This is a genomic window from Microcoleus sp. (assembly GCF_049646505.1).
GTDB lineage: Bacteria > Cyanobacteriota > Cyanobacteriia > Cyanobacteriales > Microcoleaceae > Microcoleus.
On record NZ_JBARVX010000325.1, the window covers coordinates 1 to 9,482 of the forward strand.

Here is a 9,482-nt window from a genome sequence, read left to right on the forward strand (position 1 = left end):
TAGGTAAACGGCACTGCCCTATCCTGATTTCGGGTGATATTAATTCCGAAATAATTGTAGGGTGCGTCAGTTGTTAGCGATTCTATACGCATCCAAAATCATCGAATCTGACGCACCCTACTACTAATATATATATCGAAAATCTCAGAACACTAACTGCGCCGAATGTTAAAACAACACCAATCTTGGCGCTTCCACAAAGTAGCCACAATCCAGCCGTGCTGTTCGAGAGTATCGGCAATTGGCTTAGCTTGGTCGAGCAAAATGCCGCTGAGCACGGCCCATGTACTCGGTTTGCTAATCGCGGTGAACTGCGGGATTAAATCTATGATTACTTCTGCTAAAATGTTGCACATCAAACCGTCGATCGGCTCATCGATCATTTCTTTCAAGCGATCGACCGTTCCGAGTTCTGCGATTAACTGCTGCGGGTTAACGCGGTTGAGCTGTCGGTTGCTAATGGTCGATCGCACCGCCAAAGGATCGGTATCCAAAGCATAAACCTTTGTAGCGCCCAACAACACCGCGCCGATCGACAAAATACCCGATCCGCAGCCAATATCCGCAACTATGCACTCTTTGTCATCAAAACCGAGACGCATTTCCAGAGATTCCAGACAAAGTTGAGTCGTAGCGTGAGCACCCGTACCGAAAGCGACACCGGGATCTAAACGCAAGATTACCCGATCGGTATCAGTCGGCGCCGGCAGCCAGGCGGGATTAATTAAAAAGCGATCGCCCACTTCTTGAGGCTGCCAGTGCTGCTTCCAAGTGCTGCCCCAATCCTCCTCCTCAATCAAATCCCACTGCATCGCAGGTAGGGGCAAACCTGCACACAAAGCATCTTGTCGCAGCCACAGAGACAGAGCGGCCAAATCCAGCAATTGAGCCTGTTCTTCGGGCAAATAAGCCGACATCAGGCAGGAATTGCTTTTGATCTGAGTGGCTGTTCCCCGACAGTTAAATTGTTCCAGACGCCAAAAGATGATATCTTCCAGCTCCGGATCGCAAAGAATTCTAATTTCCCACCAGCTATGTGCCATAACAATTTTAGATTTTAGATTTTAGATTTTAGATTGGCCCGTCAGGAAATGGAGACTGGGAACTCGAAAGTGAAGAATCTGGATTGACTAATAGAAAAATTCCCGCTTTCAGGTCAATTACCAATGACTAATTACCCATTACCAATTATCAGTCCTTGCATCCAAAATCTAAACTCCAAAATCCTTTAAACATTTACCGCGTAACGATTTTAGATTTTAGATTCTGCCAATCTAAAATCTAAAATCTAAAATCCTTTAAAGATTTACGGTGTAAGCATCCCGAATTCCCGGAACTTTTAGGATCTCGGCCAATATGCCCTCTGGTAGAGGGTCATCCAGGCTCAAAACCATCACCGCATCGCCTCGCACGATTTTGCGGCCCACTTGCATACTGGCAATATTGACATTAAAACTGCCCAATTGGGAACCAATTTTACCAATAATCCCCGGCATATCGCGGTGCAGGGTAAACAGCATATGGTGAGTCGGGGAAACGTTGACTGGGAAATCGTCAACGCTGGTAATCCGAATTTCGCTTTCGCCGAGCACTGCACCCGTGACTGTGTGTTCGCCGAGGGTTCCCTTGGCCGAGAGGTGCAGGGAGCCAGTGTAGTCGCGAATTGAGGCGTCTCTGGTTTCGACTACCCGGATTCCGCGTTCTTTGGCTTCAATGCTGGCGTTGACGTAGTTAACGCGCTCTCGCAGGGCTTGGGAGAGCAGGCCTTTGAGGGCGGCGACAACTACGGGCTGGCTTTGGTTGTTGGCAAGTTCGCCTTGCAGTTGGACGTTGAGGTAATCGACTCGGCCTCCGGCTAGCTGGCTGACGAGGTTGCCTAGGGTTTCGGCTAGTTGCAGGTAGGGTTTGAGTTTTTCGATCGAGTCTGGGTAAATTCCTGGGATGTTAACAGCCGATCGCGCCGGCAGCCCCAACAGCACATCGCGAATTTGTTCGGCAACATCGATCGCCACATTCACCTGAGCTTCCGCCGTCGAAGCGCCCAAGTGAGGTGTCAGCACGATTTTTTGGCCGACACTCCGCAGAGGCGAATCGGCTTCTAGCGGTTCGTGTTCGTAAACATCGATCGCTGCGCCGGCGATCTGGCCTGATTTTATAGCTTCTGCGAGGGCTGCTTCGTCGATGATGCCACCTCTGGCGCAATTAATGATGCGGGCCGTGGGCTTCATCTTCGACAGCACGTCAGCGTTAATTAAGTGCAGGGTTTCCGGGGTTTTGGGGATGTGCAGGGTGATGTAGTCGGACTCGCGCATCAGCAAATCTAGTTCCACCAAGCGGCAGCCCAACTGATCCGCTCTTTCGGTGGAGATGAAAGGATCGTAGGCGAGCAGTTTCATGCCCATTGCTTTGGCTGCGGCGGCGAGGTGGGAACCGATTTTGCCCAAACCGACGATACCGAGGGTTTTTTTGTAGACTTCTACGCCGATAAAGCGGTTGCGTTCCCATTTACCGCTTTTGACGGAGGCGTTGGCTTCTGGAATGTGGCGGGACATCGAGAGCATCATGGCGATCGCGTGTTCGGCTGCGGCGATCGTGTTGCCTTCGGGGGAGTTAACGACTACAATTCCTTTGCGGGTAGCGGCTGGTACATCCACATTATCTACGCCGACTCCGGCTCTACCGATAATTTTGAGTAGATTTCCGGCTTCCACGATCTCTTTGGTAACTTGGGTGCCAGAACGGATCATTAAAGCGTCGTAATCTGGAATAATTTTTACCAGCTCTTCGGCTGAAAGTCCTGTGTTTACGTCAACTTGCGCGACTTGGGAGAGGATGTCAATTCCGGCTTGGTCGATCGGATCGGATACTAGAACTTTAGGCATAGCAAGCAATTGAGTGCAATAGTAAAAATAGGCCGAGCGTTGGCGAGCTCAAAGTGAGACTTATGACTTAGAGCCGTATCTAACAGCTCAGCTCAAGCTTGCCTTTGTGCAGTTTGAATTGTATCTGTATTCGGTCATGGTCGGTCGTTTTTGCGGGAAATATTTTAGGTTTGGCGGCGGTGGGACTCGGCAGGCTTCTGGAAAACGCCCAATTGCTTAGCTAGCAAGTCTTTTCAGGCTATAATAAATTCCGGGTATCCGAACCTAACTATCAGGAATTATTGTCAATGAATTATCTTATCGCCGTACTGCCCGATCGAATGCAAGCCGAAGCGGCCTACTGCGCCCTCGAAAAAGAAGGCTTACCGATGAAGCAAGTCAGCATTTTGGGCCGCGGCTACAAAACTGCGGATGAATTTGGCTTGATCGACCCCAACCAGCAAGCTAAGAAACAAGCTAAACTTATGGCTATTTGGCTGATACCCTTTGGCTTTGTGGCCGGCGTTACTTTCAGCTTGATGACTGAGTTGAAGACTTTTGCTTGGGCGGGGGAAATTGGCGATCACCTCATCGGTGGAGTGCTCGGTGCGATCGCCGGCGGGATGGGCAGCGTGTTTGTCGGCGGTGCCGGCGGCATGGCTTTTGGTAGCGGCGATGCTTTGCCCTACCGCAACCGTTTGAATGCGGGTAAATTTTTGATTGCGGTTAAGGGTACTGATGATTTAACCGGGAAAGCTGCGAATATTTTGCAGCAGTTTGAACCAGAAAATATCCAAGGTTATACAGAGACTTAGTTATTTGGCAGTTGGCAGTTGGTTGTTGGCAGTTGGTTGTTGGTAGGGGCGGTGCCAAGAGTGCCCGCCCTCTTACTCTTAGTTGGTTGTTAACAGTTAACAGTTAACAGTTAACAGTTAACAGTTAACAGTTAACAGTTAACAGTAACTGGATTTAAACTGCCCGACGGTACAGATATTTCTCCCGATGCTACGCCTGGTGCAGCGCGACAGGTGGGATGCTTTAACTGCGGAACAAAAAGAGAAATTTGCACCGATTTGTCCCGATTTTGTAGTGGAATTGCGATCGGCTAGCGATTCCTTAGAGAAATTGCGAGCTAAAATGAAAGTGTACGTAAAAAATAAAGCTCGTTTGGGATGGTTGCTCGATCGCAAAAATAGAAAAATTGAAATCTCCCGTCAAGGTTCAGATGTGAAAATTTTAGACTCGCCGACAACTCTCTCAGGTGAAAATGTACAGCCAGGTTGTGTTTTGGATTTAAGCGATATTTTGTAGGTTGATACTAATTATGGCGAATTTACAAAGAGAAGAACTGTTAAAAGGCATCGAAAACCGCGACTGTGTGGCGCGGGCCCTCGACCAAGCCGAACAAGCAATTAAAACTTGGGAAGTTACTCTGACTGATTTTCTGTCGCCGCCGGAGTTGGCGGACACTATGACGGTATTTAAGCGCTTAACTGACGTGGAATTAGTTGCTTGGGGCGGCTACCCGCAAGCTGAAAGACAAAGAATTGCGATCGCGCGATCCGAAATCCCGATCGACTCTGAAGCGGTTAACATTGCTGCGGTAGAAATCGCTGGCAATTTCCTGTTCGATACAGCTTCTCACCGCGACTTTTTGGGGGCGATGTTGGGTACGGGAATTGTCCGCGAAAAAACAGGCGACGTGATTGTGTTGGGGGAGCGCGGGGCCCAGGCGATTGTGATGCCTGAAATGGTAGAGTATTTAGAGATGAGCTTGCAGCAAGTGCGATCGGTGCCAGTCAAAACTCAGCGCATTGAGTTGAGCGAACTCAAAATTAGAGAACCGAAAAAGAAAGAAATGACAACCGTCGAAGCATCAATGAGATTAGATGCTGTAGCTTCTGCCGGATTCGCCATGTCCCGCAGCAAAATGGCCGATTTAATTGACAGCGGCGACGTGCGAGTTAATTGGAAAGACATCACTCAAGCCAGTTATAACGTCAAGTCGGGAGATTTAATTGCTGTTATCGGCAAGGGAAGATTGGAAATTGGGGAAGTTATGATTACTAAAAAAGAACGCTATCGAGTGCAGTTAACTCGATATTTGTAATTCGGAAATTTTGGAATTGGGTAAATGCCAGAGTCCGACAGGGGCTAAAAAACCCTGCATCGCAGCGAAAGTCCTCTCCAATAAACTAAAGTGCGAGATTATTTAATCTAGCTTTGCAGTGGTTTAAACTAATATCTTGCACCGTGCAAACAACGATTTAATTCATCTGCGTTGATCTGCGTTAATCTGCCCTCATCTGCGGTAAAAGCAAGAGAAAAATTAACCGCAGATGAAAATGGATAGACGCCGATTCGCGCAGATTAGTCATCAGTCATCAGTCATCAGTCATGTTTTGCTGTCCCCCCGGAGCTTTCCGTCCAACGTCATCAGGAAGAAGGAACAAGGAAGAGAGAAAAAGTTCGGTATAACTGATATTTTGCACCATTATCAATCATCCTGTAGGGGCGGGTTCACCAACAAACTTAAACGCAAAACGCAGCAGATAGGTTAAATAAACCCGCCCTTCCCCATGAAAAAGCCCCCATAGACTCAGATAGAACAAAAATGTTTTGTTTATAGGTGTGTCGCGATCGAGATTGTATATCTTTTTTTAGGGATTTATCGCCAGCGACGCACCCTACAAATACTCTTGTGGGGTGGGCCGGATATCCCGCCACAGCATACAATTCTAATGCCGCAACAGCTTATTTATCCGACTGCGGCAAAACATAGCCCATTTGCCGCAGGGCGGTGCGAAATTTAGTTTCCTGGCCCAATGGAACGGCTAAAGTGCGATCGCCCGCCAACTGACAGAATTTTTTAGTGCGAGAATCATTCGCAATCAGCAACGCTAAATGGGCGCTAGTACATTCGATTAATTTTACAGTGCCTAAATCTTGCAAACTATTCGATCGTTCTTTAACATCCGCCAGAAATTGCTGCACGGTTTGCGGTATATGACGCTCCAAATCTGATAAACTCCCATACCCCAATTCACCAATATACAGATAGTAGGGTTCCTCCGTCACCTCAAATTTATGACCAGTTGCTACTACATAAGTGCTGAATTCATTAAACAGAATCCACTTACCCACAGGACATTCTGCGAGCACAGAGGCGATCGCATCTCTGCGCCACGCCACATCCGTCATCCCATTTGCGCCCCTGCCAGTTTGTCCTTCGATCGCATCAATGCGGCGAAATTCATCAAAAGTCTTTGTCTGCAACCAGCGCTTCCATGCTGTTTGTAAAGCCTTTGCCGGTGGTTCTTGCAAAGCTTTCTGCCCGATCGTTCCGCGAACTTGCTCCCTTGCGCTATCATTATCCAAGCAAAGGGCTTGATGCTACCGATCTCAACGAATACTTCATCATCATAGTCGCTATCCTTGGCTAGGGTAATTTGACGCTGTTCCTCATTATAAAAATCACCGCCTTGCAATATAGAGGCGATCGCTTTTACACTTCCAGCAGGTAAAGCAGTTTTCTCGCTGACAGAAACTTTGCCCGACTGGATCGGACGCAAAACCGCTGCCAAATCCTTTGTGGCTGCCACTTCCATTTCAAAAACAGTCACAGGAAGTTCCCATTTTTCTATTTCTGTTTTGCCTGTACTGTAGTTGTATTTTTCTACTTGGAACTCAATAGTTTTTGGTAGCGTGTCCCCAACCTGACTCAAGCTAGTTTCTTGGGGTTTGGGAACAAAATTCAGCAATTCTTCCCCCAAGTCGTAGGAGATCGCGCTGCCGTAGATAAATAAGCACAGTAGCGATGGTTCTCTGTTAGTTCCATAGCGATCGATCGTTCCCCAGTTGGGATCTTGTCCGTATTTCGCCCTAAATTTTTCGGCATAATAGTTACCGTCCTATCCTTGTACAACTTCAGCTACGGCCGCTTTTTGCAGGTCATCTAATTGAGTCCAAACTTGCTTGAGTTTTTGTCCCTACATTTGCTCTTTAATCGCAGCAACCAAGTCAGCTTTGCGGATTAATCTACGAGTCTCAGGCAACAGTGCATTCAGCTTTTTTAAATTTTTAACAATTATTCCTTCGAGTGCCTGTTGGAGCGTCAGGATATTATCAGTAGTTTGGTAACGCGGCATAATTTTTAGCAATACGCCCGCTTCAAAATTATTTTGGCAACCCAACCATAACAACTTTACGCGATGCCTCATATCGTTTCCGGTTGCATCGGAATGATTTAACCGCAGAGAACACAGAGTACACAGAGTCCGAGAATATATATCTGAATCATTCCGATGAAGAGAGGATTTAATATCACTTGATTTTTTGTTACAAAATCAAGAAATTTGGTTCAACAGTTACGGTACGATGAACCGGAACCGTACATAGGTTATTTGTTGTGATTTTTAAGCTCATATTTGCCACCCTAAAATTACCGGGTTCAATAGTAGTCATCAAGTCCTTCGTCAGTTTCTCGCATCTTTGCTTTTAATCGTTGGAATTTTGCTGCTTTCTTCTGCCGAACAAACCCGACATACTTAAACCTGTCACGAGCAAGCCGAGCATTCCCAAGCCGTTTAAAATCGGGTAAATTCCTTGCAGGTTAAAAATTTCACCAGTATGAACTTTTAACATAAATCTCGATGAAATTCCTATATTTAGCGGCCACTCCCGACCAATAGTTGCAGCCATTCCCGTCAACACAGTTAGGGTTAGCGGCAAAGCAACAATAATGCCTATCATGCGGTGGTACTTGCGAAAAGCTTTCTTCATAGTGGTTGAAATTTTTGGAATACTGAGCTTATATAAAAAGAAAGTGTTGAGTGCTTGTTTCTGAGTAATTGCGGCGGTTGCAAAACTAGAAACAAGCACTCAATTTAATAATCTATCTTACATTTTGGGAATGCTATTAATAGTCGTTTCTAGCGAGTCCAACTGAGCCAGCACTTGGTCTTTGCTAGGCTGACCTTTTTTGAGATCGTCTGTTACTTTTTCTGCGCTATCTTCAACGGCTTCGTAGCTTTTAGGAGCTTTGGTTTTGATGCCGTCTTCGACTTGTTTCCAGGCATTCTCAAATTTGTCAAATTCGGTTTTTGCTTTGACGAAATCACCAGTTTGAACCGCTGCTTTGGTACTGGACACGACAGCACTCAATTCTGCATAGTTTCCTTGGGATACTGCTTTCTCAGTTTTTGCAACAGCAGTAGCAGCAGGAACCGGGACGGGTGAAGTTTGCGGAGTGGAAGCTTCCTTAGCGCTGTCGCAACCAGCCAAAGTTAGAAGGCTGACGGCACCTAGGACAAGGATTTGATTGAAACGAGCCATACAAACTCCTAAAAAAATTAAACTACAATCTATTTTGTCACAAAACTAGCAGATCGATCGCTCAAATGTGCAGCTAACTGCAATTAATCGCAGTTAGCTGCACAGATAAGATTGCCTTGCTGCTAACGCTGTCATCTTCGAGACTGGCGGAGGTGTTAAAGAAACTGGGTTTGCGGGAATCCAGGTAATGTTATAACTGGCAGAATTTAACAACTAGCGAGGCAACAGCAAAATGTTAGTATATCGCAACTGACAAAGTGTAACTCGCGCCTCCTCGTTCTGTACCGACGACTACCTGATATTGTCCCGTCTGGGGCAATTTTCCCGACCAGCTTTTTTCTCCTTCGGCTACGGCGTTTGTATTCGGATCGACAACTTTAAAAACAGCATTTCCCTCAACTGATTGGATCTCAATATTCATGGTTTGACCTTGTTTGGCGCGAATCAAATAAATCATGACTTCGCCGCGCGCTACTCCTCCTTTTACTTCCGCTGAACTAGCGCCTCTTTTAAACTTAATCTGCTGCTGTCGCTGAGCAATTAAAATTGCCGATTGTTCCGGGCTGTTGGTGGCGGAAACTATCCTACTAGATGCAGCTTTTACTGAAGCTGGGAAAATCGCAGTGGCACTTAAACCGATTATCAAAATATTGAGCGGGAACTTGAAAGCTTTTGCTGGTTTGTTCATGGGATTTTAACTCGAAGAGTGAAGTGGATTTAGTTGAGGACTAAGGCATTCAAAACCCGCTTTTTTTAACGTTGATGGCTGGTTTTTCCGAGACATCGAGAAACCGGGTTTGTGAACTGCCGCGCGATCGCGCACTGTACTTGTACGATTATAGCTGAGCATTCCTGTCTGCGTGCGATCGCCCTTGGCAATCTCTTATATCTCTCCTAAAAAGATAGTCACAAACCGACTTTCCGGCCTGTTATGCAGGAATTGTGAGAGATGTTTATTTTAGCTTTTTGTCAACTGTCAGTTGCGGTTCGCTTTCACCGCAGATTTGATTTGCGATTCGAGATTTTAGCGCCCGGATCTGAGATAATTTTAGGCGATCGCGATTTATATCGTTTCCGGTTGCATCGGAATCATAAAATCGAGTCAACAGTTAACACTCAACCATTCAGTTTTTCGACCCGCCCGTCAACAGTCAACAGTCAACAGTCAACAGTCAACAATTCCGGTATGAGTGCAACCGGAATTGATATTACGAGTTACTGTACAGTCGCCGGCGGGTGCGGTACAATAACAGCACCCGTCAGCCCTGTTACAAAAAAAATTGTACA

General features: G+C 46.5%; 11 protein-coding genes. 4 read left to right on the plus strand and 7 right to left on the minus strand.

Going from position 1 to position 9,482, the window contains the following annotated elements; translation table 11 throughout:
- Window positions 1-152 precede the first annotated feature (152 nt).
- Together prmA and serA are read right to left on the minus strand one after the other, a co-directional pair.
- Entirely contained in the window at window positions 153-1,043 is an 891-nt protein-coding gene (gene prmA, locus WBA89_RS16705; protein WP_424408306.1) for a 50S ribosomal protein L11 methyltransferase, read from the minus strand.
- A gap of 255 nt (window positions 1,044-1,298) precedes the next feature.
- On the minus strand, window positions 1,299-2,882 hold the full coding sequence (gene serA, locus WBA89_RS16710; protein ID WP_424408307.1) for a phosphoglycerate dehydrogenase: 1,584 nt from the start codon (window positions 2,880-2,882) through the stop codon (window positions 1,299-1,301).
- Between the two features lie 287 nt (window positions 2,883-3,169).
- Here serA and WBA89_RS16715 point away from each other — a divergent pair, with 287 nt between their 5' ends.
- The 3 genes from WBA89_RS16715 (at window position 3,170) to WBA89_RS16725 (ending at window position 4,971) form a co-directional block, all read left to right on the plus strand.
- Window positions 3,170-3,676, plus strand: a complete 507-nt coding sequence (locus tag WBA89_RS16715) for a hypothetical protein (protein ID WP_424408308.1) — start codon at window positions 3,170-3,172, stop codon at window positions 3,674-3,676.
- Window positions 3,677-3,863: 187 nt separating this feature from the next.
- Window positions 3,864-4,172, plus strand: coding sequence for a Uma2 family endonuclease (locus tag WBA89_RS16720; RefSeq protein WP_424408309.1), 309 nt, complete (start codon window positions 3,864-3,866; stop codon window positions 4,170-4,172).
- A 13-nt stretch (window positions 4,173-4,185) separates the two neighbouring features.
- Window positions 4,186-4,971: a photosystem II S4 domain protein gene (locus WBA89_RS16725; RefSeq protein WP_424408310.1), complete on the plus strand. Its 786-nt coding sequence runs from the start codon at window positions 4,186-4,188 to the stop codon at window positions 4,969-4,971.
- A gap of 644 nt (window positions 4,972-5,615) precedes the next feature.
- Here WBA89_RS16725 and WBA89_RS16730 read toward each other — a convergent pair.
- The 5 genes from WBA89_RS16730 to WBA89_RS16750 form a co-directional block, all read right to left on the minus strand.
- Window positions 5,616-6,185, minus strand: coding sequence for a hypothetical protein (locus WBA89_RS16730; RefSeq protein ID WP_424408311.1), 570 nt, complete (start codon window positions 6,183-6,185; stop codon window positions 5,616-5,618).
- Between the two features lie 665 nt (window positions 6,186-6,850).
- Entirely contained in the window at window positions 6,851-7,081 is a 231-nt protein-coding gene (locus WBA89_RS16735; RefSeq protein WP_424408312.1) for a hypothetical protein, read from the minus strand.
- 277 nt (window positions 7,082-7,358) lie between these two features.
- Window positions 7,359-7,643: a peptidase gene (locus tag WBA89_RS16740; protein WP_424408313.1), complete on the minus strand. Its 285-nt coding sequence runs from the start codon at window positions 7,641-7,643 to the stop codon at window positions 7,359-7,361.
- Between the two features lie 117 nt (window positions 7,644-7,760).
- A complete protein-coding gene (locus tag WBA89_RS16745) occupies window positions 7,761-8,195 on the minus strand; it encodes a hypothetical protein (RefSeq protein ID WP_424408314.1) in 435 nt (144 codons plus the stop codon).
- A gap of 235 nt (window positions 8,196-8,430) precedes the next feature.
- Complete coding sequence (locus WBA89_RS16750) at window positions 8,431-8,883, minus strand: hypothetical protein (RefSeq protein WP_424408315.1); 453 nt, start codon at window positions 8,881-8,883, stop codon at window positions 8,431-8,433.
- A 261-nt stretch (window positions 8,884-9,144) separates the two neighbouring features.
- On the opposite strand from WBA89_RS16750, the gene WBA89_RS16755 reads away from it, so the two are divergent.
- The coding region (locus WBA89_RS16755; protein ID WP_424408316.1) for a hypothetical protein at window positions 9,145-9,482 on the plus strand (338 nt) is incomplete at its 3' end.

Bases quoted from the DNA above. Each gene is read 5' to 3' on its own strand.
- WBA89_RS16750 (WP_424408315.1), bottom strand. From the start codon at position 8,883: ATGAACAAACCAGCAAAAGCTTTCAAGTTCCCGCTCAATATTTTGATA.
- WBA89_RS16740 (WP_424408313.1), bottom strand. From the start codon at position 7,643: ATGAAGAAAGCTTTTCGCAAGTACCACCGCATGATAGGCATTATTGTT.
- WBA89_RS16725 (WP_424408310.1), top strand. From the start codon at position 4,186: ATGGCGAATTTACAAAGAGAAGAACTGTTAAAAGGCATCGAAAACCGC.
- prmA (WP_424408306.1), bottom strand. From the start codon at position 1,043: ATGGCACATAGCTGGTGGGAAATTAGAATTCTTTGCGATCCGGAGCTG.
- WBA89_RS16715 (WP_424408308.1), top strand. From the start codon at position 3,170: ATGAATTATCTTATCGCCGTACTGCCCGATCGAATGCAAGCCGAAGCG.
- WBA89_RS16735 (WP_424408312.1), bottom strand. From the start codon at position 7,081: ATGAGGCATCGCGTAAAGTTGTTATGGTTGGGTTGCCAAAATAATTTT.
- WBA89_RS16720 (WP_424408309.1), top strand. From the start codon at position 3,864: ATGCTACGCCTGGTGCAGCGCGACAGGTGGGATGCTTTAACTGCGGAA.
- WBA89_RS16745 (WP_424408314.1), bottom strand. From the start codon at position 8,195: ATGGCTCGTTTCAATCAAATCCTTGTCCTAGGTGCCGTCAGCCTTCTA.
- serA (WP_424408307.1), bottom strand. From the start codon at position 2,882: ATGCCTAAAGTTCTAGTATCCGATCCGATCGACCAAGCCGGAATTGAC.